This window comes from Enemella evansiae, from assembly GCF_004362375.1.
Taxonomy (GTDB): domain Bacteria; phylum Actinomycetota; class Actinomycetes; order Propionibacteriales; family Propionibacteriaceae; genus Enemella; species Enemella evansiae.
Window position 1 is genome coordinate 1,251,062 of the sequence record NZ_SNXA01000008.1, and the last position, 23,938, is coordinate 1,274,999.

A 23,938-nucleotide genomic window follows, 5' to 3' on the forward strand; every position below is an offset into this window, starting at 1 on the left:
CAGCGGGTCGCCACCCCTAGACTCCCGGGCATGACCGATTCGGCATCCGCGCAGCAGTCCTTGGTTCTCTACGCACACCAGACGATGGCCGACTGGGAATACGGCTATGTCGTCGGCTGCCTGGGGATGTTCGCCGCCGACGGGTTCACCGTGCCGCCGGTCGTGGTCGCGGGTGTCGACACCGCACCGGTCCGCAGCCTGGGTGGGCTGACCGTCACCCCGCAGATCAGCCTGGCCGAACTGGATCCCGATGAGGTGGCGATGCTGGTGCTGCCCGGTGGGATGGACTGGGACCAGCCGCACGCCGAGGTGTTCGCGCTGGCCGATCAGGTGCTGCAGCGCGGCAACGCGGTTGCCGGGATCTGCGGCGCGGTACCGGCGATGGCCCGGGAGGGTCTGCTCGATGAGGTCCCGCACACCGGCAACGACCCCGCCGAGTTCGAGGGAATCGACTATCGCGGTGACAACCGCTACCTGGCCGATGTGGGCGCGGTCGGCAGCGGCGACATCATCACCGCCTCCGGCGCGCACGCGCTCGAGTTCACCCGGGAGGTCTTCCGCCGCCTCGGCCTGCCCGCGGACGCGATCGACGAGTGGTACGCCGCATTCAGCTGACGCGCTGTTAGCATCCGCCCATCGGCCCACTGCGAAATCGGGGGAAAGACCGTGGGTGCACCATCGAAAACGTTCGCATTCCTGCTCGCCGGCACGGCCGCGGCGGCACTCGCCGGTTGCACCGGTGGATCCTCCGGCTCGGGCGGTGATCCGGCCCCGGCACCCGCGACGGACGCCCGCGTGGCCACGGTCTCGACGGCCTGTGAGCTGCTGACCGACGACCAGGTCGCGGCGGCGCTGGAGAGCGCCGGTGGCGGGCGGCCGACGGTGACGCATCGGCCGATCGGCGACAACGGCTGCCAGTGGGAGGGCCGGGGTACGGTCTCGGTCTCGATCGCCAGGGACGATCCGGACAACCAGAACCGCTTCATGGCCAGCTATCGCGAGTCCTCGGGCGCGGAGATCGTCCCCTCGGGCGTGCCGGCGCAGATCTACTACGAACCCGGCAGGGCCACCGGCTGGGTGTGGACCGGTGGCCAGTACCGGGCGCAGCTGAGCAGCTACCCCGGCACCAGCGATGAGGCCAACCGCCAGCTGATGAACCAGATCGCCGGGCTGCTCGCCCGATGAGTCGGTCCCGCGGCACCCTGCCCGGGCACCGCCGCTGAACCGCGGGTCAACCCGCCTTGATCCCGAGCCGGTCCAACGCGGTGGCGAGCCGGTCGACGGTGCCGTCCACATCGGCCCACTTGTCCAGGCCGAACAACCCAAGCCGGAAGGCCTGGTAATCGGCCGGTTCGCCGATCATCAGCGGTACGCCGGCCGCGGCCTGCACCCCGGCCTGTTTGAACTTCGCCGCCGACGCCAGCTCGGGATCATCGGTGTGCACCACGACCACGGTCGGCGACTGCCATCCCTGGGCGGCGACCGAGCGGAAGCCGCGCGCGGTCAGCAGCCCGCGTACCTTCTCCCCCAGCTCGCGTTGCCGGGCGGTGAGCTCGTCGAGCCCGACCCGCAGCGACTCCTTCATCACCTCGACGTTGTGCAGCAGGGAATCGGTCGGCATCGTCGCGTGGTAGCCGGCCCGGCCCTGCTCGTAACCCTCGGCGATCGCCAGCCATTTCTTCAGGTCGCCGGCGAAGCTGCTGCTGGTGGTGTCCTCGATCGCCGCCCGGGCGCGCTCGGAGAACATCACATAGCCCGCGCACGGCGTACCCGACCAGCCCTTCTGCGGCGCGGACAGCAGGATGTCGACCCCGATGGCGGTCATGTCCACCCACAACGGGCCGGAGGCCACGCAGTCCAGCACGAACAGGCCGCCGACCGCGTGGGTGGCCTCGGCGACCCGGCGCAGATAGTCGTCGTCGAGCAGGATCCCCGAAGCGGTCTCCACATGCGGGGCGAAGACCACCTCGGGACGCTGCGCAGCGATCGCCTGCTCGACCTCCTCGATCGGTGCCGGTGCGAAACCCGCCTGCGGTTCATCGGAGACCGGCCGCGCCGCGAGCACCCGGTGGTCCTCGGTGAGCCGGCCGGCATCGATGATCTGCGACCAGCGATAGGAGAAGAATCCGTTGCGCAGCACCAGAACCCGGCGCCCGCCGGCGAACTGGCGCGCGATCGCCTCCATCCCGAAGGACCCGCCGCCGGGGACCACCGCGACCGCCGCCGCGTGGTAGGTGTCGGCAAGGATCCGGATCAGATCCTGGAAGGCCGCGACGAAGCGCGCGGACATGTGGTTCAGGGAGCGATCGGTGAAGACGACCGAATACTCCAGCAGGCCGTCGGGGTCGATGTCGGCACGGGGCAGATCCATGCGGGCCACCCTAGCCCCGCGGCGCGCACCGGCTTGCGGGGGCGTACGCCGGTCCTCGGCGTACGCCCCCGGCCGGCTCGCACTCAGGCGGTCGGTACCACCGCGTCGCTGAGGTCGAGGCGGATCACGCCGTAGTCGTAGGCCTTGCGGCGATAGACGACGCTCGGTTTGCCGCTGGCGGCGTCGACGAAGAGGAAGAAGTCGTGGCCGACCAGTTCCATCTCATCGAGGGCCCGTTCCAGGGTCATCGGTTCGGTGCGGTGCTCCTTCTCCCGGACCACCAAGGGTCCGTCACCGGTCACCTGGATGCCGGCGACCGTGTGGGTGTCGGACTCCTCCTCGGGGCTGCTGCCGTTCATCGAGAACTGCTCGGGCAGCAGCGCGGTCGCCTCGCGCAGCGACTTGGGGGCGTGGTTGCCGCGATGCACCTTCTTGCGGTCGGCCGCCTTGCGCAGCTGGGATCGCAATCGGTCGAGGGCCTGCTCGAAGGCAGCCAGTTTCTCCTGTGCCTGGGCTTCCGCGCGGACCACCGGGCCCTTGCCGCGGAGCGTGATCTCGACCCGGGCGGATTCCTCCGGTTGCCGCTTGTTGCCGTACGCCGAGACCTGCACCTCGACGCGGATGACCTTCTCGGAGAGCTTCTCGATGCTGGTCATCCGATCGATGACGTGCGTGCGGAAATCGTCCGAAATGTGGCAGTGTCGGCCGGTCACCGAAACGTCCATTGCAACCTCCTTGTAGACGCTGTCCTCAGACAGGAATGGCACCGTGAGCGCCCACCCCGATCCCGTGTTGCGGGTCGATGTGGCGCCTCGGTGCCATGTGCCCAACGTAGCGCTCGCACCGACCGTTTACCAGAGGTTCACCTGGTGATTCCCACGACGTGAGGCGCCGCCCGGCGATCGCTGAAACACCCCCGAAACATCGCCGCCCAGTCACTTACGCGGTCGTAACACTGCGACAACTCCGACGAAACAGCGACCGATGAGAGTGGTCGCCATGACAGACATCAACACCGGCGACACCGCCTGGGTCCTGATCAGTGCCGCCCTGGTGCTGTTGATGACTCCCGGTCTCGCGTTCTTCTACGGCGGCATGGTCCGCGCCAAGAGTGTGCTCAACATGATCATGATGAGCGTGGTCACGATGGGCACCATCGGCGTGACCTGGGTCCTCTTCGGCTACTCGATGGCCTTCGGCAACTCCGTCGGCGGCCTCGGCCTGATCGGCAACCCGTTCGAGTTCCTCGGGTTGAAGGGGCTCGCGGAGGCGACCACCGGGTCGGAGGGGCATCTGATCCCGGCCCTGGCGTTCGTCGGATTCCAGTCGGCCTTCGCGATCATCGCGGTGGCGCTGATCTCCGGTGCCGTCGCCGACCGGATGAAGTTCGGCGCCTGGCTGGCCTTCTCGATCGTGTGGGCGATCCTGGTCTACTTCCCGGCGGCGCACTGGGTGTTCGCGTTCAGCTCCGACGACGGTGCGGTCGTGGGCGGCTGGATCGCCAACCAGATCAAGGCGATCGACTTCGCCGGCGGGACCGCCATCCACATCAACGCCGGTGCCGCGGCGCTGGCCCTGGCCCTGGTGCTGGGCAAGCGGGCCGGTTTCGGCAAGGACCCGATGCGCCCGCACAACCTGACCCTGGTGATGCTCGGTGCCGGTGTGCTCTGGTTCGGCTGGTTCGGCTTCAACGCCGGGTCCGCGCTGGGCGCCAACGGCACCGCCGCGGTCGCCTGGGTGAACACCCTGGCCGCCACCGCCGCCGCCATGCTCGGCTGGCTGATCACCGAGAAGATCCGCGACGGTCACCCGACCTCGCTGGGCGCGGCCTCCGGTGTGGTCGCCGGCCTGGTCGCGATCACCCCGGCCTGCGCCAGCGTCGACATCGTCGGTGCGCTCGCCATCGGTGTGATCGCCGGCGTGGCCTGTGCCCTGGCGGTCGGGCTGAAATTCCGCTTCGGCCTGGACGACTCCCTCGACGTGGTCGGCGTGCACCTGGTCGGCGGTCTGGTCGGCACCCTGCTGATCGGCTTCTTCGCCACCGCTTCGGTGCAGGTCGGCAGCGATGAGGCCGACCGGGTCAACGGGCTGTTCTACGGCGGCGGGCTGGACCAGCTGTGGCGGCAGGCCGTCGGCGCGGTCGCGGTGCTGATCTACTCCTTCGTGGTCAGCCTGCTGATCGCGATGGCGCTCAAGGCGATCATGGGCCTGCGGGTCAGCGCCGATGCCGAGTCCGAGGGCATCGACCAGGCCGAACACGCCGAGACCGGTTACGACCTGAACCCGCTGGGCGGCCGGCTGGGCCGCGGCGCCCTGGCCCACGCGATGGCCTCGGCTCCCCCGCCGGACCCCGCGCCCGCCGCTGACGACGACTCCGAATCCACCCCCACATCGAAGGAGGCCGCGAAGTGAAGCTCATCACCGCGATCATCAAGCCGCATCAGCTGGAGGGGGTCAAGCAGGCCCTGGAATCGTTCGGGATCTCCGGCATGACCGTCTCCGAGGCGTCCGGTTACGGCCGCCAGCGCGGGCACAGCGAGGTCTACCGCGGTGCCGAGTACGAGGTCGACTTCGTGCCGAAGGTACGCCTGGAGGTGCTCGTCGATGACACCGATGCCGACAGCGTGATCAGCCTGATCGTCAAGCAGGCCCGGACCGGCAAGATCGGCGACGGCAAGGTCTGGTCGATCCCGGTCGACGAGGTGGTCCGGGTACGCACCGCGGAGCGCGGCACCGCCGCCCTGTGATGCCCGGCGACGCACTGCCCGACCCCGAGATCGGCATCCGGGAGCGGGCGGACCGCAGCCGGCGTACCGCCGAATGGCTGGCCGGGTTGTGGGCCGGCGCGGACGCACCCACCGAGGGCGTCGCGCTGGCCTGCACCGGGTCGCTGGCCCGGCGCGAACCGGGGCCGCGGAGCGACCTGGACCTGATCGTGCTGCACGCCCCGGGTGTCGATCCGGGCCGGGTCGCGGCCATCGCCGACGGGATCTGGTATCCGATCTGGGATTCGGGGAACGCCCTGGATCACGCGGTCCGCTCGATCAAGCAGTGCCGCCAGGTCGCGGCGGCCGATCTCAATGTGGCCGGTGCCCTGCTCGAGCTGGCCCCGGTCGCCGGGGATGCCGATCTGGTCCGCCGCGCGGTCCGCCAGCTCGCCGAGGACTGGCGCGCCAATGCCCGCAAGCGGCTGCCGGAACTGGTGCAGCAGATCACCGCCCGGCACGAGCTCTCCGGTGAGCTGGCCCAGCTGCTGGAACCAGATCTGAAGGAGGCCAAGGGGGGTCTGCGGGACATGTCGATCCTGCGGGCGCTGACCGGCTCCTGGCTGGCCGACCGACCACACGGCGCGGTCGATGCGGCGTACACCTTCCTGCTCGATGTCCGCGACGCCCTGCAGCAGGTCACCGGGCGGCCCCGGAACCTGCTCACCCTGAACGACCAGGACGAGGTGGCGGAGCGGCTCGGGCTCGGGGACGCCGACGAGCTGCTCACCCGGGTCGGTCACGCGGCCCGCCGGATCAGTGCCGCCGCCGATGCGACGCTGCGGCGGGCCAGCCAGTCACAGCGGGCCCGGTTGGCGCGCCGCGGCCCGCGGCGCCCGGAGCTGACCCCGCTGCATCCGGGCTTGTACGCCCACGACGGTGAGCTGGTGCTCGGCCCGGTACGCGGCGGGCCACCGGATGCCGACGAACTCGTGCCGCTGCGGGCCGCGGCCCTGTCCGCGTCCCGGGATCTGCCGCTGGCGCCGGTCACCGCGCGCAACCTGGCCGCGCTACCGGCGCCGGCGACCCCCTGGTCGCCGCCGGCCCGGGAGCTGTTCGGCGAGCTGCTCGCCGGCCCCGGTCTGCTGCACACCTGGAACACCCTCGATCTGGCCGGGGTGGTCGACGGCTGGCTGCCGGACTGGGCCGGGATCCGTGACCGGCCACAGCGCAATCCGCTGCACCGGCACACCGTCGACCGGCACAGCCTGGCCACGGTGCTGGAGGCACAGCACCTGGTCGGCCGGGTACAGCGCCCGGACCTGCTGCTGCTGGCGGCGCTGCTGCACGACATCGGCAAACGTCCCGGTGCCGGTGACCATGCGGAGGTGGGGGCCGCGCTGGTCCGCAGGATCACCGCCGATCTCGGCCTGCCGGACGCCGACGCCGACCAGCTCACGCTGCTGGTCGCCGAACATCTGACGCTGATGGCGCTGGCCACCGGTGAGGACACCACCGATCCCGCGACGGCCGCCGAGCTGGGCCGCCGGGTCCACGACGATCCGGAGACGCTGAAGCTGCTCGCCGCGCTCACCGAGGCCGACTCGCGGGCCGCCGGGCCACGCACCTGGACCAGCGGCCGGGCCGCCCTGGCGCGCGATCTGACCGCCCGCACCCTCGCGCTGCTGGAACGTCAGCGGGCGGACCGGGAGCCCGCCGCCGGGTGACCCGGTGGCGGGGTCCTGCGGATGGTGGCTGCGGCGACGGCGGCACCGAGGACCGGCACGCCGGCGATCCGCAGCGCACGGTGCGCCTCGGCCAGGGTGGCGCCGGTGGTGGTGACGTCGTCGATGATCACCACCACCGGGGCGGTGGTCTGGGGCCGGGCGGTGAGCCGGGCCGGTACCGCGGTCAGCGCCCCGGACAGGTTGGCCCAGCGCTCCCGGGCATGCAGGCCGGCCTGATCGCGGACCACCGCGGTCTGCCGCAACCCGCGCCGCACCGGCACCCGCAGACCGGCCAGGTGGCGCACCTCGGCGGCCGCCAGCCGGGCCAGCAGACCGGTGCAGTCCAGGCCGCGTTCGCGGACCACCGCGGGTGTGGAGGGGATCGGCACCAGCGCGTACGCCTGCCCGGGTGCGCCGCGGGCCGCCAGCAACCGGGCCACCGCCAACCCGAGCCGTTGCCCGAGCAGTGGGGCCGCCGCGCGTACCCCGCGCTCCTTGAACCCGGTGACCAGGCCCTGCACGCGGTCGTCGTAGTCGGCGCCGGCCACCGTCGGCGGATAACCGGGCGGGCTGGGATCGCGGCGCGCGAAGCCGACCGGCGCGCTCGCCAGCGCGGCCCGGCAGTCGGCACAGACCCGCCATCCGGGCGTACCGCACCCAGGGCAGCGGGCGCCCAGCAGCAGATCGGCCGCGGCGTTCACCAGCGCATCCATGCCGCACCATGGTGCGTACCCCCCGGAATCGTGCACCCGCGGGCGCGCTGTTCGCCGAGGGCTGAACTCTCAGCCGGTGTAGGCGGCCACCAGCACGTCGCGGGTCAGCAGCGGCCAGCGGTAGTCGTCCTCGTAACGCCAGGCACCGGTGCGCCCGACCACCACGGCCCGGGTACCGACCCTTCGCGGCGCCACGGCCAGGCTGGTCGCCTGCCAGTTGTCGGGCTGCCCGATCTCGGTGAGCTCGGCCGCCGACTGGTCGACCCGATAGGGCTTGACCGGTTTCTTGTCGTCCTCGGAGCCGAGCACGAGCAGCGTCGACGCGTCCTGCCAGGCGACGTCCAGCAGCCGCCGCGGGCCGGGGTTGGCCTCGTCGCTGAGCGGGACCGTGCGCCAGCCGTCGATGGTCAGCTCGGGCTGGGCGCGGTTGACCCGGACCAGCCCCAGCTCGGAGATCCCGTCGCGGACGCGGATCACCGCCATCCGGGTGCCGTCGGGTGACACCCGGAAGGCCGTCACCCGGGTGCCGTCGAACCCGCTCAGCGCGACCCGCTGCACCGCCGACCCGATCCGCACCCAGGCCTGCTGGCCCAGTGGTCCGTCGAGGATCGTCCACAGCTCGAGTTCCCGGCCGGGCAGGTACTGCGGCCGCAGCAGGCCCTGGCCGTTGCTGACCAGCGGCTCCAGCGGGGTGTCGTTGGACTGCCCGACGAGCAGGTCGGTCCCGTTGCCGGTGATCACCGCGATCCGGTCACCGGTCGGGGTGGCGGCCATCCCCGACACTCCCCCGGTACGCCCCAGCGGCCCCGCGACCGGGGCCAGGGTGGCCGGGCTCGATCCGTCGGAGATCGTGACCACCCCATCGGCGGTCGCACCGAGCAGGGTCGACTGGCTGGCCGGCGGCACCGGATCGAGACTGCCGTAGGCGCTGATCGGGATCACCCCGGCCTGGTTCTGCTCCCGGACCGACCAGGGTGCCCCGTTGACGGTCAACCGGACCCCGGAGACCCCGGACACCTGCCCCAGCGTCCAGGCGATCTGGGCGGCGACCCGCGAGCGCTGGTCCTCGGCGAGTCCCTGCACCGCGTCGTTGAGGGAGATCTCCACCACGCCGAGGGAGTCCACGTAGGCGGCCTGCACGTTCAGCTTGGCCTGGGTCGGTACGGCGGTGACGACGGCCGGTTTCAGCCAGTCGGTCGGGCCGCGCAGCAGGGCCTGCAGCAGCGCGGTCGGGGTCTGGTTGCCGCGCGGCAGGAACACCGGATCGGGGACCAGGGTGCGCCAGCTCGGGTCGAAGAAGTAGACCGAGGCCTGCTGATAGAACTTGCCGAACAGGTACTGCGAGATCAGCAGACCCTGCGGCGGATGGGAGATCCGCCATTCGCCGTCCACATCGCGCACCATGCCGAAGTCGTGGCGCAGCGTGCCCTCGCCGTGGCTGAAGGCGCCGTCGGGGCCGACCTGGCCGACCTGCGGGGCCTGCAGCAGCGCCGATTCGGGACCGGAGGTGACACCGTAACCGTCGGCGTACACGGTCACCCCGTCCTCGGGCCGCCAACTGTCCCGCACGCTGGAGGCGAGGTACTGCCGCGCCACCGGATAGCCCTGCTGGTAACTGGCCATCGCCTGCAGGAAGCCCTCGGCGATGGTCCGCGGGGAGGCACCCGGTTGCGGCGCCTCGGGGGCGACCTCGACCGAGACGTCCGGTGCCTGGCTGGGCCCGGCGCCGGCCTGCACCGGGCCCTTCACCGGCAGGCTGACGCAGCCGCCGAGCAGCAGGCTGAGCAGCAGCACCAGCATGGCCAGCGGCGCGGCCGGCGTACGCCCGGTCACGACTCCCCCTCCGGGGTGCCCGGCCCGGGACGGGTCGCCGGCGTCGGGGCGGCCTGCCGCGGTTGCAGGGTGGGTGGCAGGGCGGCGAGCCGTTCCGCGGCCAGTCGCTGCGCGGATTCCAGCAGGTCCCGCGGGATCACCGGCAGCGGGGAGATCTCCAGCACCTCACCCGCGCGTCGCGGCAGCGTCAGCCGGAACTGGGCGCCCTGCCCGGGCCGCCCCCAGGCGTTCAGCCAGCCACCGTGCAACCGGGCATCCTCCATCGAGATCGACAGCCCCAGTCCGGTCCCGCCGACGGTCCGGTTGCGGGCCGGGTCGGCGCGCCAGAAGCGGTGGAAGACCTGCTTCACCTGGCTGGCCTCGAAGCCGACGCCGTGGTCGCGGACCGCGACGGCGACCGCCTTGTCGTCCCCGGCGACGAGGATGTCGATCGGCCGGGCCTCACCGTGCTCGATGGCGTTGCTGAGCAGGTTGCGCAGGATCCGGCGGACCCGGCGCACGTCCATCTCCACCGCCCCCGGGTCGCTGCCCTGCACCCGCAGCTCGATCCCGTTGCGTTCGGCGAAGGCGCGCTGGGCGGCGACCTCCGCGTTGACCACCTCGAGCAGGTCCTCGGTCTGGATGGACAGTTCCGCCGCACCGGCGTCGAAGCGGGAGATCTCCAGCAGGTCGCCGAGGAGTTCCTCGAAGCGGTCCAGCTCGTCCTGCAGCAGTTCGGCGGAACGTTTCTCCAACGGGGCGAAGTCGTCCTTGCCGTCGTGCAGCACCTCGGCCGCCATCCGCACGGTCGTCAGCGGCGTACGCAACTCGTGCGAGACGTCGGAGACGAAGCGCTGCTGCACCCGGGACAGCTCCTCCAGCTGGGTGATCTGGCCCTGCAGCTCACCGGCCATGTTGTTCATCGAGGTGGCCAACGAGGCCAGGTCGTCGGTGCCGCGGACGGTCATCCGGTCCTCCAGGTGGCCCGAGGCGATCTGCTCGGCCTGCAACCGGGCGCCGCGGATCGGGGCGACCACCTGCCGCGAGACCAGGGCGGCGATGATCGCCAGCAGGATCGTCAGCAACCCGCCGGTGGTGATCGCGGCCCGCTGCAGCACGTCCAGGGTCTGCCGCTCCTGGGTCAGCGGGAAGATCAGATAGATCGGGTAGCGCGAGGAGACCGAGGTCTCCACGGTGGCGCCGACGGCCAGCCCCGGCTCGGGCGGGCGGCCATCGGCGTAGTGCACCTCGGTCGGGGTGATCCACAGCTGCCCGGCGCCGCCCTCGCGCGCGACGGTGCTGCGCAGCTCGGCCGGTACCGAATCGGGCAGCACCCGGCCGGAGCGGATGTCGGAGACCGGGCCCTGGACGATCACCTGGTACTGCCCCGACAGGTTGCCACGGCTGGCCATCTCGAAGGCCAGCTGGGTGAGCAGGTCGTTGATCGACCCGGTGGACAGGTCGGCGGCCCGGAGCTGGCGCTGGGCGGTCTCCACCGCCACCGAGGCTTCGGCCAGCGCGGTCTGCCGTTTGCCGGCGAGTACGCCGTCGGTGGCCTGCTGCATCAACAGCCAGCCGCCCAGCAGCAGCACGATCGCGGAGGCGAGCAGGGTGGTACCGACCACTCGCAGCGGCAGCGACCCCCACCAGACCCGCACCGGGATCGAGAGGAATCGCCCCACACGCGTTGCCGCGTGGGGGCCCTCAACCAAGCTCGCCCGCCTTGTAACCGATGCCACGGACGGTCACCACGATCTTCGGGTGCTCGGGGTCCAGCTCGACCTTCGAGCGCAGCCGCTGCACGTGCACATTCACCAACCGGGTGTCGGCCGCGTGCCGATAGCCCCAGACCTGCTCCAGCAGGGTCTCCCGGCTGAACACCTGCTTGGGCCGGCGGGCCAGGGCGAGCAGCAGGTCGAACTCCAGCGGGGTGAGCGGGATCGAGGTCTGGTCCCGCTTCACCGAGTGCCCGGCGACCGAGATCGTCAGATCCCCGATCCGCAGCGTGTCGGTGTCGGAGTCGTCGGGCAACCGACGCAGCCGGGTCCGGATCCGGGCGATCAGCTCCTTGGCCTTGAACGGTTTCGCGACGTAGTCGTCGGCGCCGGCCTCCAGGCCGGCGACCACGTCGGTGGTGTCCGAGCGGGCGGTCAGCATCACGATCGGTACGCCGGATTCGGCGCGGATGTCGGTGCAGATCTCCACCCCGTCCCGACCGGGCAGCATCAGGTCGAGCAGCACCAGGTCCGGCCGGGATTCGTGGAAGGCGTCCAGCGCCGCATCACCCTGGGCGACCCAGACGGTCTCGAAGCCCTCCTGCCGCAGCACGATCTGCAGCATCTCGGCGAGGGCGGCATCGTCGTCGACGACGAGGATGCGTCCCTGGGACTTCGTTTCGGACACCTGTGCACACCTCCGGGCTGGTTCGTTGCGGTAATCCTAGACACCGATGACGAACCTGCCCGGGACCCGCGCCGGGGCGGTTCGATCAGAGCTTGGACTCCCCGTAGGCGGCATTGTCCATCTCGGTCGCGTCGTACCCGTCCGGGGTCACGGGCATCTCGGTCTCCAGATCCGGAGTGGTCGTGCTCGGACCGGGGCCGGTCGGGGTCGGCGGCATGCCCGGCATCCCGCTCGGACCGGGCTTCATATCGCTCAGATCGCCGATCTCGGGCCACTTCTGGCTCGTGAACGGGCGCTCGTTGGCGATCCCGTCCTTGAGCTTCTTGACCCCGTCGTTGACCTGGGTGGACCAGGTGCGGATGCCCTCCTGGAGCTCGTTCTGGAAGTAGTCCTTGCAGTTCTTGAACACCGAGATCGCCACCCGGGTGCGATAGCCCATGTCCTCCTTGTTGGGCGGCTGGTTCATCTCCAGCTCGTTCTGCATCTGGATCGCGCACTGGGCGACGCTCAGGTAGAAGCGCTGCAGCCCGGTGGAGCCGTCGTTGAGGGCACCACCGGAGGCCTGCACCAGCTCGGTGATCTTGGCGAAGGCCTCGGTCTGCACACCGATGGCGTTGCCGTACGCCGTCGCCCCGGGGCCGGTCCAGCTGTTCTGCAGCTGCATCTTGCCGATGTCGGTGAGCAGATTGTCCATCTCGCTGGTCTTCACCGACTTCCACAGCTCGGCCTTGTCCCACAGGGTTTTCGGCGAGTTGAGCTGGTAGAGGTAGTTCTGGTTCCAGTAGGCGACGAGCTCGTTCCAGCACTTTGTCTGGTAGTTGCGCAGGTCCAGCAGATACTGATCCCACTTGCCCGGCAGCTCCTCGAAGCTGCAGTCCTCGGTGGTGGTCCAGCTCTGGTTGTCCAGGCTGGCATCGAACTTGCGCGCCTTGAAGTCACCGCTGTTCCCATTGCCGAGGACGAAACCCACCCCTGCCCCGATCGGGCCACCCACCAGGCCGCCGACGACACCGCCCACGATTCCACCCGGGTTCACCCCGCTGCGTTCTTTCCAGGTCTTCATCAGCTCGGAGTCCTGAAGGTCCTGCTTGTCCTGATCGGCGTTCGTACCGGCCTTGTCCATCGCCTTCTTCAACTCATCGGCGATGTACTTCCCGGCGCCCTCCCAGTTCTCGATGGGAAACGAGGCCTGCTCACCCGTGGTCACGATGTCTGCTCCTCAGTCACTTCTTGGCGCCGGTCTTCTTGGCCTGATCGGAGTTGTCCTGCTCCTGGCCCTCGTACTTCTTGGCGGTCTTCTCGAGCCGGTCGGCGACATCGGTGAACGTCTTCTCACCGTCGGCGACCCAGGCATCGACCTTGTCCTGGACGTCGTTGTAACCGTCCGCCATCTTCTTGGCGTAGCCGAAGTCCGCCTCGGTGAGCTCGACCTGCTCAAGGGTCCTGCCGATCCGCTTGAACGACTCGGCGAACTCCTGCCAGAGCTTGGCGTCAGCCCTGAGCTGCTCCAGGCTCACCTTCATGTCGACCGCCCCCTGACCGGGACCACCCGGCCCACCCGGGCCGCTCGGGCTGCCGAGCGACGGCGATCCAGGCCCGCCGGGCATCTCCGGTGTCGTGGGCGCGCCCGGGCCGTTGGGGCCCAGGTTGTTGGGGCCGAGCTTGTTGGGGTCCAGCTTGTTGGGGTCCAGCTTGTTGGGGTCCAGCTTGTTGGGGTCCAGCTTGTTCGGATCCAGCTTGTTCGGATCCAGCTTGTTGGGGTCCAGACCATTGGGACCGAGACCGTTCGGGTCCAGCCCGTTCCGATCGAGCCCGTTCCGATCGAGCCCGTTCCGGTCCAGGCCGTTGCGATCGATGCCGTTCGGGTCCAGCCCGTTGCGGTCCAGATTGCTGTCCAGGCTGGGATTGCGGCTGCTTTCGAAGCCGGGGGTCCTGGTGCCGTCCAACCCCAGGCCGCGGTCGCGACCGAGGTCGGGCAGGCCGGAGCGGTCGCTGCTCAACCCGTTCGAACCGAGCCCGTCCAGGCCGCCCGATCCGAGCCCGCCCGGGCCGGAACCGAGCCGACTCGAGCCGAGCCCGTCGGTGCCGAGGCCGTTCAGCCCGGGCTGATCCCGATCGGGGATCCCATCGCCGTTCAGGTCGTCGGGAATGCCGTCGCCGTCAAGGTCCCCGCGGACCCCCGAACCGCTGCCGCCACCCAGGCCCGCCGCGCTGGTGCCGCCACCGGGCGTACCCATCGCGTCCGCCTTCAACCCGCCGGACCCCGAGCCACCGGGGCCGATGCTGCCGCCGCCGATGCCGGAGGCACCCAGCCCGGCCTTGCCGGCACCGAGGCCACCCGCGCCCGCACCGGCGCCGCCGCCGGAGCCCGCGCCACCGCCCATCATGCCGGGCGGCATCATCATCGGGGCGCCGCCCTTGCCACCCTTGCCGCCCTTGCCGTCGCCCCCGTTGGGGTCGATCAGGGCCTCATAGATGTCGAGGTCCTCGTCGGTGTCCTCCTGGCCGGCGGAGATCGAGGTGTTTCCCGCGCGATAGGTCATCCGGTCGTTCATCACAGCTCCTCGCCCTCGGAGATCCAGCCACCCGCGATCAGTACCGGCCGCAGGGTCCGCTTGCGCAGGTCGAGCACCTCGTCCTGCAGTTCGTCGTATTCACCCTTGATCACCAGCGGCTCGCGCCAGTTCTGGTACGCCCGGGCGAAGGCCTGGTGCAGGGCGGTCACGATCCGTTCCACCCGGGCCCCGGACGCCCACTGCTCGTCGATGGCCACCTTCTCCGGCCGCATCTGCAGGTCCAGTTGCACCGAGACCTTCTCGTTGTCGCTCTGCCCGACCGCCGGTTCGTAGCGGTACTCGCGCGGGCGCACGTCATCGCGCTGCGCCAACCGGTCCTGCTTCTCGAACGCCTGCAGGGTTTTCTCGAGCAGCTGGTTCACCTCGTACTGGCTCATCGGGTGATCGAGGACGGTGCCCTGCGGCTGTGGTCGCCGACCCGCGAGGAGGTTGAAGCTCGGGGTGTCGATGGCGCCCAGGCTGAGCGGCTCGGTCGCGACCCGGGCGGCACCGTGCACCGCCGCGGCCAGATCCGGCTTCACCTTGTTGCGCCAGTTGTTGGAGATCACCACGCGGACCACCCGATGATCCTCGTCGACACCCACCCGGACCGCGCCGCTCGGGTCGCTGGTCAGCTCGCCGGGCCAGTCGTCGGTCTGCTCCTCGGGCTCCGGACCGGGCGCACCGAGGCCGTCCCAGGCGCCATCGTCGTCGTCAAGATTCCAGTCGGTCATGGGTGCCCTTCTCGCTCGGTCACCCCAGTCTCACACGCTGCTGGTTCAGCGGCAGCCCAGCGGGCCGCCCAGACGGAGGATCCTTCCGGTCAGTTGCATTCGGGGTCCTCGGGGAAGGTCGAATAGATCGCCACATCGAGGGATTGGCGGCGCAGCACCCGACGCCACAGGTCCTCCTGGTCGGGGCCGAAGACGTCATCGATCTCGGCCTTCGCGACGAACCAGCCATCGCGCAGCAGCTCACCCTCCAGCTGCCCGGCCTGCCAGCCGGCGTACCCGGCGAAGATCCGCAGATCCCGGTACGCCCCGGCGACCAGTTCCAGCGGGGTGTCCAGGTGCAGCAGGCCGACATCGCCGAACACCCGCCGCCACCCGGGCGGTTCCTCCTCGCCCGCCAACCGGGCCAGGCAGATCGCGCCGTTCGGCGAGACCGGGCCGCCGTCGAAGAGCACCTGCGGTGCGCTGACCTGATCGGACCAGCCGGGCAGCACCTGGTCGAGGTCCACCTCGGAGTAGCGGTTCAGCACCACGCCGAGGGTGCCGGATTCGTCGGCGTCGAGGACCAGCACCACGGCACTGTCGAAGACGCCGTCGCGCAGTGTCACCTGGGAGATCAGCAGGTCACCCGGCCGGATCGCACTCACCGGCGTACTCCCGGGTGGGTCGGACAGGTCTGCACGTTTCGCACTGTATCGCTCGGGGGACGACCCCCGTACCCCCGCGCTCGCTCCGCTCGCAATCGCTCGGGGGACGACCCCCGTACCCCCGCGCTCGCTCCGCTCAGCCGAGTTGCCAGGATCGCTTCGACAGACCGAACCAGAAGCCACCCACCGTGGTCCGGCCGCGCAGCCCGGCACCACCGGCGCTCGCGGCGCCCAGACTGAGCAGCAGCGGTGCCCAGTGCTCGCTGCGCGGGTGGGCGTGTTCGAAACCGGGTGCGCGGTGGGCGGCGTCCAGCAGCGCATCGACGTCCTGTTTCGCGATCGCCTCGGCGGCCCACTGGTCGAACTCGACCGACACCGCAGGCGCCGGTGCGTCGGCGTCCGCGCTCGGATCGAACCAGGCCAGATTGTGGGTGGTGAAGCCCGAGCCGATGATCAGCGTGCCCTCCTCACGCAGCGGCGCCAACCGGGTGCCGAGGTCGAAGAGCTGCTGCGGGGCGAGGGTCGGCATGGAGAGCTGCAGCACCGGGACGTCGGCGTCGGGGTACATCTCGACCAGCGGCACGTACGCCCCGTGGTCCAGCCCGCGGGACTCTTCGTGGCGCACCTCACCGTCCAGCAGTTCGCCGACCCGGTCGGCCAGTTCCGGGGCGAGCGGCGAGTCGTAGCGGACGTCGTAGTAGTGCTTCGGGAAGCCCCAGAAGTCGTAGGTGAGCTCGACCCGGTTGCGGCTCGCCGACACCGTCACCGGCGCCTGCTCCCAGTGCGCGGAGACGATCAGGATCTGCTCCGGCTTCGCCAGCTCCGCCGACCAGGCCGCCAACTCCCCCGGCCAACTCGGGTCGTCGGCCAGCGGCGGGGCGCCATGGGAGAGGAACAGCACGGGTTGGCTCATGGGGGTGGAACGTCCGGGCCGCGGGGCACATTCCCGGCGCACGCAGAAGGGCCCGCCGGATCGGCGGGCCCTCGCGTACTCAAGCAGGGTGAACGTGGAGGTGCGGGGAATCGAACCCCGGTCCTCGAAGGATGAACTCAGGTCTTCTCCGGGCGCATCCGTCATCGCGGTCTACTCGGCTCCTGCACTCCTGACGGCGGGTTGCAGCCGAGCCCAGTCCTGTGAAAGTCCCCTACTGACCCCAGAACAAGGTCAGCAGAGCAAGCCTTCTCAATGAGGCCAGGAACCGGACCGAAGGCTAGTCCGGGCTGACCCTTCGATCACTGCTCAGGCAGCGAGAGCGAAGTCAGTGCGCTTGTTATCGGCACTTATTGGTTTCCACGGAGCGTTAACGAGATAACCGTGGATCCTCGGCCCGCTTCTCCTGGAACTATCGCCCCAAGTCGAAACCGATCACCCCCTGTTGAGTTGTCCCCGGTCCCTGAGGACCGGACGTCCCAGTCTACACGACCGGGTCGGTCAGCCGCCGCTGGTTTTCGGCTGCATCCGGGTGTCCGGATCCACCGCCTGGCGGGTCGCGGTGACCGCGCGCTGCAGGTTCTCCCGCCACCGGTTGCCGGTGGCGGCGTTGATGGCTCCGGTCCAGGTGAGCACCACCCAGAGCACACCGAAGATGCCTTCGATCCAGATGTTCCGACCGCCCGCGCCGAGCATGCCCAACCCGGGGACGACCAGGTTGAGATCGGCCCAGGCGACGGTGAGATAGGCGATGATGGCCGCCAGCTGGAACCAGAACGCCTTCATCGCCTCCTGCCGGACATACGACCCCTTGCTGGACAGCGCGAAGACCGCGGCCGGCCCCAGGACCAGGGTGCCCAGGCCCGAGAGGTGCGTCAGCGCGGCGATGGCCCGGCCTCGACCCTCGGGGGTCACCGGCCCCGGCGTCGGCGCCTCGATCAGCCCGTAGAAGGCGGTGTTCAGCTCGCGTCGCGTCCGGGCCGACAGCACCTGGTCCAGCCGCTGGTCGAACTCGGCCTCGGTGAGCCGACCATCGGCGTACGCCTCGGCGAACACGCCCTCGGCGCGCTCCCGTTGTTCGGTGGTGACGAACAGCGCCAGTCCGGGGGCCTCGTCGGGGGTGGGTTCACTCATGACTCCACCCTCCGCCCGGGCCGACCGAGGCGCCATCGGTGAGACCCCCGGGGCAGCCCTGAGTCGACGATAAGGGCCATTGCCGGACCGGCTCAGGGCCGCGGCTTCTCCTCCTTGAGCGGCTTCCACGGAATCACCCGGGTGAGCGGGTTCTGCCACTGCTCGCCGTGGGCGGCCTTCACGCCGCCGATCAGGGTGATCACCAGCCAAGCCACCCAGAGCATCCCGACCATCCAGTCGAGCCGCTCACCGAGGAAGCTGTTGACACCGATCGCGCCGACGAAGCCGATCGAGGCGATGGTCTGGTAGTTGAACGCCTTCGCGGCCTGCTGCCGGGCGTACGACCCCTTGCTGGAGATCGCGTACATGAACAGCGGCCCGAAGATCCACGCGAAGAACACCGAAAAGTGTGCGATCGCCGCCGCCGCCCGGCCGGTGCGGCCGTCGGCGCCCTGGTTGACCAGGGTCGGCCGGTACGCCGGGTGCAGGCCGAGCGCCGAGGTGGCCGAAGGCACCTGGACCAGGCCGTAGAAGGCGGCGTTCAGGTCGCGGCGGGTGTTGGCGGTGAGCACCTGCTCCAGCCGCTGGTCGAACTCGGGTTCGGTGAGCCGGCCGTCGGCGTACGCCTCGGCCAGGAAGCCCTGCGCCCGCTCCCGCTCCGCCGGGGTGACCATCAGCCCGAGCCCGGGCACCGTCGGGTTGGCATAGCTGCTGCCGACACCGGGGTTGGGGGCGCTGTTGGAGAGGCTGCTGCCGGTCGGCGTGTAGTCGCGGTACTGCGGGAACTCGGTGCTCATGGGTACCAGTCTCTGTCGCAATTACCCACCACGGTATGGGTCATCCCCCGGGCGCGCCCCTGACACCTCCGCGACCTCGGTCGGATCGCTAGGCTCGAGCCATGACCAATGAGAAGCCCGAAGTGGATTTTCCCGACGGCCCGCCGCCCGCGGACCTGCAGATCACCGACCTCAGCGAGGGTGACGGCGCCGAGGCGAAGGCCGGCGACACGGTGCACGTGCACTACGTCGGCGTCGCCTACTCCACCGGTGAGGAGTTCGACTCGTCCTGGAACCGCGGTGCCCCGCTCAGCTTCCCGCTCGGCGGTGGCCGGGTGATCTCCGGTTGGGACCAGGGCATCCAGGGGATGAAGGTCGGCGGCCGCCGCCAGCTGGTCATCCCGCCGGACCAGGCCTACGGCGACCGCGGCGCCGGTGGCGTGATCAAGCCCGGCGAGACGCTGATCTTCGTCTGCGATCTGGTCGGGGTGAACTGACCCGACCGCCCACCACGCCTGGGCGTACGCCCGAAACGCGCCGGTTCGGCCCATTGCGGGTCGGGCCGGCGCTTCTTCACCTGTGCACTTTCGAATATCTATTGCAGTTGCGAATGTCGTCTGCTTCAGTGAAGACATCACACCGGCGTGATGTCAGAACGGAGCACCATGACCACCGATTACGACGTCATCCAGATCGGCTTCGGTCCGGTCGGACACATCAGCACCGCCCTGCTCGCCCAGAACGACCACTCGGTGGGCATCTTCGAACGCTCGCCCGAGCAGTATCCGCTGCCGCGCGCGGGACACATCGACCACGAGATCATGCGGATCTTCCAGGGCGTCGGAGCAGCCCATGAGTTCGAGAAGTTCGCCATCCCGATCCCTGACTACGACATGCTCAACAAGCACGGCCAGGTGCTGATCCATCTGGACTGGAACGCGCCGACACCCTCGGGCTGGAAATCGGACTATCTGATCTACCAACCACACATGGAGGACGCGCTCTGCGAGGCGATGGGCAGGATCGGCGGTTACGACCTGCACCGCGGCTGGGAGGCGACCGCGATCGTGCAGCATCCCGACCACGTCGAGGTGCACGTCCGCGAGAACCGGCGGATCGACGGCAGCTGGCAGGCGGCCGGCCCGGAACGGGTGGTCACCGCGAAGTATCTGATCGGCGCGGACGGGGCGGGATCGTTCACCCGCCGCACGGTCGGCATCGAGATGGACGACCTCGGCTTCGAACATGACTGGCTGGTCACCGACATCAGGCCGCACGACCCCGACGTGTTCGTCGACATGCCCCAGGGTGGCGCCCAGGTCTGCGACCCGGCCCGGCCGACCTCGATGTTCCGCTGGCTCGGCCGCAACCATCTGCGCTGGGAGTTCAAGCTGCGTGACGACGAGAAACCCGAGGAGATGGCGACCGAGGAGAAGGTCTTCGAACTGCTGGCGAAGTGGGACGTCGGCCCGGACCGCTTCGACATCATCCGCAGGACCGTCTACACCTTCCGATCCCTGCTCGCGCGGAGTTTCCGCAAGGATCGGGTGCTGCTGATCGGCGACGCCGCCCACCTGATGCCGCCCTTCATGGGCCAGGGGATGTGTTCCGGCATCCGCGACGCGACGGCCCTCGCCTGGCGGCTCGACCTGATCCTGCGGGGCGTCGCCAGCGACGAGCTGCTGGACGGTTACACCAGCGAACGCTCCCCGCACGTGCGCAAGATCATCGACATCTCGGTGGAGCTCGGCAAGGTCATCTGCGTCACCGACGAGCAGGAGGCCGCCGAGCGGGATCGGTTCCTGCTCAGCGGCGAGGCCCCGCCGCCGGAACCCTTCCCGTGGCTGACGGACGGTTTCCTGCAACCGGATCCGACTACGCCCGAGGTCGGCCAGCTGGGTGTGCAGGGCCGGATCATCCGCGACGGCCGGACCGGGATGGCCGATGATCTGATCGGTACCGGATGGACCCTGTTCGTGCGTCGACCCGAACTGCTCGATGAGTTGGGGGCCGCGAGCCGCGGCGTACTCGAGGACCTGCGAGCGCATGCCTTCCACGTCACCCAGGCCCAGATCGACTCCCCGCGCACCGTGATCGACATCGACGCCAGCTACAGCCAGTGGTTCGCCCGGCTCGGCGCGACGGCGGTGCTGGTGCGACCGGATTACTACGTCTACGGCACCGCGAGCACGCTCGAGGAGTTGGAGGCGATGCTGTCCGGGGTACGCGAGCAGCTCGGCGTACCGGTGTCGGCAGCGTCCGCGGCCCGCTGATCGGTCGGCGTCACCAGCTGCCGACGCCGCCTCCGCCCCCGCCACCGCCGGAGAAGCCGCCGCCGCCGAAGGACGACCCGCCGCCGAAGCCGGCGCCCGAGCTCCAGCCGCTGCCCCCGCCGGCCGACGGTGCCGGCATCGGGGTGGCCGCGGTGGACAGGGTGCTGTTCAGCGCGAGGATGTTGAAGGTGGTGAAATCACCGTAGTACCAGCCCGGCGCGACGTTCGGGATCCGACCGGCGGCGATCAGCTCGCCGCAGAGCTTGGCCCAGCGTTCGGTGAGGCCGAAGATGATCGCCCACGGGAGGTACTTGGAGAAGATGTCCTCGCCCTCCTCGAACTTCAGCTGGTCCGCCTCGGCGGTGGCCAGATAGGTCCGGAAGCCCTCGATCTGATCGGTCACCGCCCGGCCGACGGCGGTGCGCTGACCGCGGCGCAGCTTCCGGCGCACCACGAGCATGGTGATGACGATCGGGATCACCGCCAGCAGCAACGGCCAGATCCCGCCGATCACGCTCCAGACGACGGCGTTGCCCATCACCACCCAGGCCATGATCAGGATCCCGAACAGCCCGCCGGGTACGCGGCTCTTCTTGCCGACCGCGATGTTCTTGGGCATCTGGGTGAACCAGCCCTGGGCCCGCACCTGTTTGCGGAGCTCGCGGGTGGTCGCGTCGTGCGCGTCGGTCAGGGTGCCGCGGTCACCGAGGGAGGCCACCGCACCCGGGGGCCGGCCCTCGAAGAGTTCGTTCAGCATCGCCACCTCGTGCGGGGCGGTGGCCACCGATGGATCGCGCAGGGTGGCCACATAGACCTTGCTGGACTCCCCTTCCGGGGACAGCGTGAGCGCACCGCGGGTGGCCAGGTCGATCAGGGTGGCGGTGGTGTCGGCGATGTCGACGACGCCGTCCTTGACCATGCCGGCCTCCCCGACCGGGATGCGGGGCGGTGAGAACGCCACCGGAATGGTGACCTTGCCCTGCTGCAGGGCGACCGGCGCGTTGCTGCCGGCCGGCGGAATGGTCCCCGGGGGTACGCCGACGAAGCGCTCGTCGCGGCCGCGGCGGCGCCAGTAGAGCCAGCCGAGCAGCGGGGCGAAGATCGCGCTCAGCCCCGCGGCGCCCGCGCCGATGATGGTGTTGCGGGTCTGCTTGTCCTTGGCCTCCTGCTCGGCGTTCGGCACCAGGGTGGGATTCGGGTTCGCGACCAGCCCGGGGTTGATCTTCACCCCGACGGTCAGCCCGGAGCCGTCGGCGATGTCGCTCTGGCTGAACTCGGCGACTTCGTTGCTGATGGTCTTGCTGGTGCACTCGGTGGTCTGGTTCCGACCGGGCGGCCCGGTGAAACAGGAGACCTCCTGGGCCCCGCCGGGCACCTCGACGGACACGGTGGCGTTGTCGATCGGCGCGTCCGAGTCGAAGCCGGTGGTGTCCCAATAGAACTCGTCGTAGTCGCCCGAGGTGCGCATCGCCCCGGTGACCTTGTAGTTGATCACATAGGTCTCGGTGGAGTCGACGGTCTGGTTCTGCGAGCCGATCTGCAGCTGCAGCTTCTCGTTCCGGCTGCCCTCACCCAGGGTGGAGGTCGTGTAGTTCGCGCTCGCACCGGTGGGGCTGCTCACCCGGATGTCGGAATAGTCGTAGACGGCGTCCTGCTCGTCGTTGCCGTAGGGCTCCCGGGAGACGAGTTGGCGGTAGATGCCGTGCCGGTTGGAGCCGGCGAAGTTGTAGGTGATCGTCTCGGTCGCGTTCACCGAGCCGTCGGTGTTGACGGTGTAACTGATGTCGAACTCGGAGATCGAATCCCCGGGCGCGGCATGGGCCAGTGGTGCCAGCTGGGGCGCACCCGGGGCGAGGACGAGCAGGGCGCCGAGCAAGAGCATCAGCGCCGCGGCCGGCAGCCTGGAGATTCGTGGCCGTCGTGTCGCTTGCACTGGGCGTCCCCCTCATCGTCCGTGGTACTCATTCCTACCGGTTTCGAGGGACCACTCCCAAATTGCCCTTGTGCCTGCGAAGCTGTATGAGACTTTCTTCATGAAGGTTCCAGATCCAACTCACCCCAGGAGGGGGTGCTTTACATCACGAGGAAGGAAGGAGGTGGTGGTGGCGGTGGCGGCAGCTGGGGATGAGCAGGTCTGGCATGGGCGCGGTTGGATCGACCTGCGCCAGGATCTGTTCGTTCCGCGGAAGACGACCCCGTGCTCCTACCTGGTCAAAGTCCCGGTGAACGTCCCCGACCAGGCCCACGAGTTGGCGCTCACGGGGCGTCGACTGGATGTCGCCGGATCATGGGACGGTCACCAGTTCACCGTATCGAGCGCTGCCTTCGCCCAGAACCAGGAAGAACCCAGCTATGTCGGCACGCCCCCACATCCGGGCGAGTCCATGAGTTGGGCTGAGGGTCGCGCCCTCGAATCGTCGCGACCACCGGAGGCGATGGAGCGGCTCCTGGGTGCCAGCGCGATGCCAGCGATCCGCGAGAACCCGAGCCACGGCGCCACCCACCTCTCCTTGGAAGTCACCTACGTGGACCGCGAGCTCGAGGACTGGCGCGCCGCGCATCCGCTCGGGCGGTTCGTGCTCTTCCGTGCGACCATCGGCCAGACCGGCCGGTGGTTATTCGACTGACCTGCGCGCGTCAGCGGCGCTGGCGGTCGGCCAGGGCGCGCTCGGCCTCGCGGTCGGCGTCCCGGCGGCGCAGCGTCTGCCGCTTGTCATACTCACGCTTGCCGCTGGCGAGCGCGATCTCGACCTTGGCGTACCCGTCGTTGAAATAGATCGCCAGCGGGACCAGGGTGCTGCCGGCGTCGCTCAGCTTGCGTTCCAGCCGGTCGATCTCGCGGCGGTGCAGCAGCAGCTTGCGGGTCCGGCGGGCGGTGTGGTTGGTCCAGGTGCCGTGGCTGTACTCGGGGATGTGCGCCTGGCGCAGCCAGACCTCCCCGTCGTCGATGGTGGCGAACGCGTCGACCAGCGACGCCCGGCCCTGACGCAGCGACTTCACCTCGGTCCCGGTGAGCACCATCCCGGCCTCGAAGGTGTCGTGGATGTTGTAGTCGTGGCGGGCCTTCTTGTTCTGGGCGACCATGGACCGACCGGTCTGCTTCTTGGCCATCGCACTCCCCTTCACACTCGCCGTGGACAACCGCCCCAGCTTACCAAGA

23 protein-coding genes and 1 other RNA gene are annotated in these 23,938 nt (G+C 69.8%); 8 read left to right on the forward strand and 16 right to left on the reverse strand.

Going from position 1 to position 23,938, the window contains the following annotated elements; all coding sequences use genetic code 11:
• Positions 1-30: 30 nt before the first annotated feature.
• On the forward strand, positions 31-615 hold the full coding sequence (locus C8D81_RS06505; RefSeq protein WP_133625729.1) for a DJ-1/PfpI family protein: 585 nt from the start codon (positions 31-33) through the stop codon (positions 613-615).
• A gap of 51 nt (positions 616-666) precedes the next feature.
• Positions 667-1,185, forward strand: coding sequence for a DUF3558 family protein (locus C8D81_RS06510; RefSeq protein WP_166646696.1), 519 nt, complete (start codon positions 667-669; stop codon positions 1,183-1,185).
• 46 nt (positions 1,186-1,231) lie between these two features.
• Here C8D81_RS06510 and C8D81_RS06515 read toward each other — a convergent pair whose 3' ends face one another.
• Positions 1,232-2,371: an aminotransferase class V-fold PLP-dependent enzyme gene (locus C8D81_RS06515; RefSeq protein WP_133625730.1), complete on the reverse strand. Its 1,140-nt coding sequence runs from the start codon at positions 2,369-2,371 to the stop codon at positions 1,232-1,234.
• A gap of 83 nt (positions 2,372-2,454) precedes the next feature.
• Entirely contained in the window at positions 2,455-3,096 is a 642-nt protein-coding gene (gene hpf / locus C8D81_RS06520) for a ribosome hibernation-promoting factor, HPF/YfiA family (RefSeq protein ID WP_094355498.1), read from the reverse strand.
• Between the two features lie 274 nt (positions 3,097-3,370).
• On the opposite strand from hpf, the gene C8D81_RS06525 reads away from it, so the two are divergent.
• Genes C8D81_RS06525 through C8D81_RS06535 form a run of 3 tightly spaced genes read left to right on the forward strand, consistent with a single transcriptional unit; the run spans position 3,371 to position 6,803 of the window.
• On the forward strand, positions 3,371-4,783 hold the full coding sequence (locus C8D81_RS06525) for an ammonium transporter (protein ID WP_133625731.1): 1,413 nt from the start codon (positions 3,371-3,373) through the stop codon (positions 4,781-4,783).
• Complete coding sequence (locus C8D81_RS06530) at positions 4,780-5,118, forward strand: P-II family nitrogen regulator (RefSeq protein WP_094355500.1); 339 nt, start codon at positions 4,780-4,782, stop codon at positions 5,116-5,118. Before C8D81_RS06525 ends, C8D81_RS06530 begins: the two co-directional genes overlap by 4 nt.
• Entirely contained in the window at positions 5,118-6,803 is a 1,686-nt protein-coding gene (locus C8D81_RS06535) for a [protein-PII] uridylyltransferase family protein (RefSeq protein WP_133625732.1), read from the forward strand. Before C8D81_RS06530 ends, C8D81_RS06535 begins: the two co-directional genes overlap by 1 nt.
• On the opposite strand, the gene C8D81_RS06540 is transcribed toward C8D81_RS06535, so the two are convergent.
• The 12 genes from C8D81_RS06540 to C8D81_RS06595 all read right to left on the reverse strand — a co-directional run bounded on the left by C8D81_RS06540 (position 6,770) and on the right by C8D81_RS06595 (position 18,526).
• Positions 6,770-7,516, reverse strand: coding sequence for a ComF family protein (locus C8D81_RS06540; protein WP_208109130.1), 747 nt, complete (start codon positions 7,514-7,516; stop codon positions 6,770-6,772). The two genes, C8D81_RS06535 and C8D81_RS06540, sit on opposite strands and share 34 nt — an antisense overlap.
• Before the next feature lie 69 nt (positions 7,517-7,585).
• Positions 7,586-9,349, reverse strand: coding sequence for an LpqB family beta-propeller domain-containing protein (locus C8D81_RS06545; RefSeq protein ID WP_094403722.1), 1,764 nt, complete (start codon positions 9,347-9,349; stop codon positions 7,586-7,588).
• A complete protein-coding gene (gene mtrB / locus C8D81_RS06550; protein WP_267489556.1) occupies positions 9,346-11,010 on the reverse strand; it encodes an MtrAB system histidine kinase MtrB in 1,665 nt (554 codons plus the stop codon). Before mtrB ends, C8D81_RS06545 begins: the two co-directional genes overlap by 4 nt.
• 22 nt (positions 11,011-11,032) lie before the next feature.
• Positions 11,033-11,731, reverse strand: a complete 699-nt coding sequence (mtrA, locus tag C8D81_RS06555; RefSeq protein WP_267489557.1) for an MtrAB system response regulator MtrA — start codon at positions 11,729-11,731, stop codon at positions 11,033-11,035.
• A gap of 85 nt (positions 11,732-11,816) precedes the next feature.
• Entirely contained in the window at positions 11,817-12,938 is a 1,122-nt protein-coding gene (locus tag C8D81_RS06560; protein WP_094355503.1) for a hypothetical protein, read from the reverse strand.
• A gap of 16 nt (positions 12,939-12,954) precedes the next feature.
• Positions 12,955-14,286 (reverse strand): hypothetical protein, encoded by a 1,332-nt coding sequence (locus tag C8D81_RS06565; protein WP_133625733.1) that lies wholly within the window; start codon positions 14,284-14,286, stop codon positions 12,955-12,957.
• Positions 14,286-15,020: a hypothetical protein gene (locus C8D81_RS06570; protein WP_133625734.1), complete on the reverse strand. Its 735-nt coding sequence runs from the start codon at positions 15,018-15,020 to the stop codon at positions 14,286-14,288. Before C8D81_RS06570 ends, C8D81_RS06565 begins: the two co-directional genes overlap by 1 nt.
• 89 nt (positions 15,021-15,109) lie before the next feature.
• Entirely contained in the window at positions 15,110-15,664 is a 555-nt protein-coding gene (locus C8D81_RS06575) for a YqgE/AlgH family protein (protein WP_094355506.1), read from the reverse strand.
• Between the two features lie 136 nt (positions 15,665-15,800).
• Entirely contained in the window at positions 15,801-16,577 is a 777-nt protein-coding gene (locus C8D81_RS06580) for a DODA-type extradiol aromatic ring-opening family dioxygenase (RefSeq protein WP_133625735.1), read from the reverse strand.
• 92 nt (positions 16,578-16,669) lie between these two features.
• Positions 16,670-17,038, reverse strand: a transfer-messenger RNA (tmRNA) gene (gene ssrA, locus C8D81_RS06585).
• Positions 17,039-17,096: 58 nt separating this feature from the next.
• Complete coding sequence (locus C8D81_RS06590; RefSeq protein ID WP_166646697.1) at positions 17,097-17,729, reverse strand: DUF1707 and DUF4870 domain-containing protein; 633 nt, start codon at positions 17,727-17,729, stop codon at positions 17,097-17,099.
• Between the two features lie 92 nt (positions 17,730-17,821).
• Positions 17,822-18,526, reverse strand: a complete 705-nt coding sequence (locus C8D81_RS06595) for a DUF1707 and DUF4870 domain-containing protein (protein WP_094355508.1) — start codon at positions 18,524-18,526, stop codon at positions 17,822-17,824.
• A gap of 101 nt (positions 18,527-18,627) precedes the next feature.
• Between C8D81_RS06595 and C8D81_RS06600 the strand changes: the two genes are divergently transcribed.
• On the forward strand, positions 18,628-19,002 hold the full coding sequence (locus C8D81_RS06600; protein WP_094403726.1) for an FKBP-type peptidyl-prolyl cis-trans isomerase: 375 nt from the start codon (positions 18,628-18,630) through the stop codon (positions 19,000-19,002).
• A gap of 168 nt (positions 19,003-19,170) precedes the next feature.
• Complete coding sequence (gene mhpA, locus C8D81_RS06605) at positions 19,171-20,778, forward strand: bifunctional 3-(3-hydroxy-phenyl)propionate/3-hydroxycinnamic acid hydroxylase MhpA (protein ID WP_166646698.1); 1,608 nt, start codon at positions 19,171-19,173, stop codon at positions 20,776-20,778.
• A 10-nt stretch (positions 20,779-20,788) separates the two neighbouring features.
• Here mhpA and C8D81_RS06610 read toward each other — a convergent pair whose 3' ends face one another.
• Positions 20,789-22,711, reverse strand: coding sequence for a DUF2207 domain-containing protein (locus C8D81_RS06610; protein WP_133625737.1), 1,923 nt, complete (start codon positions 22,709-22,711; stop codon positions 20,789-20,791).
• A gap of 169 nt (positions 22,712-22,880) precedes the next feature.
• Here C8D81_RS06610 and C8D81_RS06615 point away from each other — a divergent pair, with 169 nt between their 5' ends.
• Positions 22,881-23,405 carry a hypothetical protein gene (locus C8D81_RS06615; RefSeq protein WP_133625738.1) on the forward strand — a complete coding sequence of 175 codons (525 nt, stop codon included), beginning with the start codon at positions 22,881-22,883 and terminating at the stop codon, positions 23,403-23,405.
• A gap of 10 nt (positions 23,406-23,415) precedes the next feature.
• Here the strand turns inward: C8D81_RS06615 and smpB are convergent, their stop codons facing one another.
• Positions 23,416-23,889 carry an SsrA-binding protein SmpB gene (gene smpB, locus C8D81_RS06620; RefSeq protein WP_094405288.1) on the reverse strand — a complete coding sequence of 158 codons (474 nt, stop codon included), beginning with the start codon at positions 23,887-23,889 and terminating at the stop codon, positions 23,416-23,418.
• Positions 23,890-23,938: the final 49 nt, after the last annotated feature.

What these genes read in the sequence shown, in the direction of transcription:
- C8D81_RS06505 (WP_133625729.1), top strand. Translation starts at nt 31, where the DNA reads ATGACCGATTCGGCATCCGCGCAGCAGTCCTTGGTTCTCTACGCACAC.
- mhpA (WP_166646698.1), top strand. Translation starts at nt 19,171, where the DNA reads ATGACCACCGATTACGACGTCATCCAGATCGGCTTCGGTCCGGTCGGA.
- C8D81_RS06540 (WP_208109130.1), bottom strand. Translation starts at nt 7,516, where the DNA reads ATGGATGCGCTGGTGAACGCCGCGGCCGATCTGCTGCTGGGCGCCCGC.
- C8D81_RS06600 (WP_094403726.1), top strand. Translation starts at nt 18,628, where the DNA reads ATGACCAATGAGAAGCCCGAAGTGGATTTTCCCGACGGCCCGCCGCCC.
- C8D81_RS06525 (WP_133625731.1), top strand. Translation starts at nt 3,371, where the DNA reads ATGACAGACATCAACACCGGCGACACCGCCTGGGTCCTGATCAGTGCC.
- C8D81_RS06515 (WP_133625730.1), bottom strand. Translation starts at nt 2,371, where the DNA reads ATGGATCTGCCCCGTGCCGACATCGACCCCGACGGCCTGCTGGAGTAT.
- C8D81_RS06535 (WP_133625732.1), top strand. Translation starts at nt 5,118, where the DNA reads ATGCCCGGCGACGCACTGCCCGACCCCGAGATCGGCATCCGGGAGCGG.
- C8D81_RS06570 (WP_133625734.1), bottom strand. Translation starts at nt 15,020, where the DNA reads ATGACCGACTGGAATCTTGACGACGACGATGGCGCCTGGGACGGCCTC.
- hpf (WP_094355498.1), bottom strand. Translation starts at nt 3,096, where the DNA reads ATGGACGTTTCGGTGACCGGCCGACACTGCCACATTTCGGACGATTTC.
- C8D81_RS06595 (WP_094355508.1), bottom strand. Translation starts at nt 18,526, where the DNA reads ATGAGCACCGAGTTCCCGCAGTACCGCGACTACACGCCGACCGGCAGC.
- C8D81_RS06565 (WP_133625733.1), bottom strand. Translation starts at nt 14,286, where the DNA reads ATGAACGACCGGATGACCTATCGCGCGGGAAACACCTCGATCTCCGCC.
- C8D81_RS06580 (WP_133625735.1), bottom strand. Translation starts at nt 16,577, where the DNA reads ATGAGCCAACCCGTGCTGTTCCTCTCCCATGGCGCCCCGCCGCTGGCC.
- smpB (WP_094405288.1), bottom strand. Translation starts at nt 23,889, where the DNA reads ATGGCCAAGAAGCAGACCGGTCGGTCCATGGTCGCCCAGAACAAGAAG.
- C8D81_RS06590 (WP_166646697.1), bottom strand. Translation starts at nt 17,729, where the DNA reads ATGAGTGAACCCACCCCCGACGAGGCCCCCGGACTGGCGCTGTTCGTC.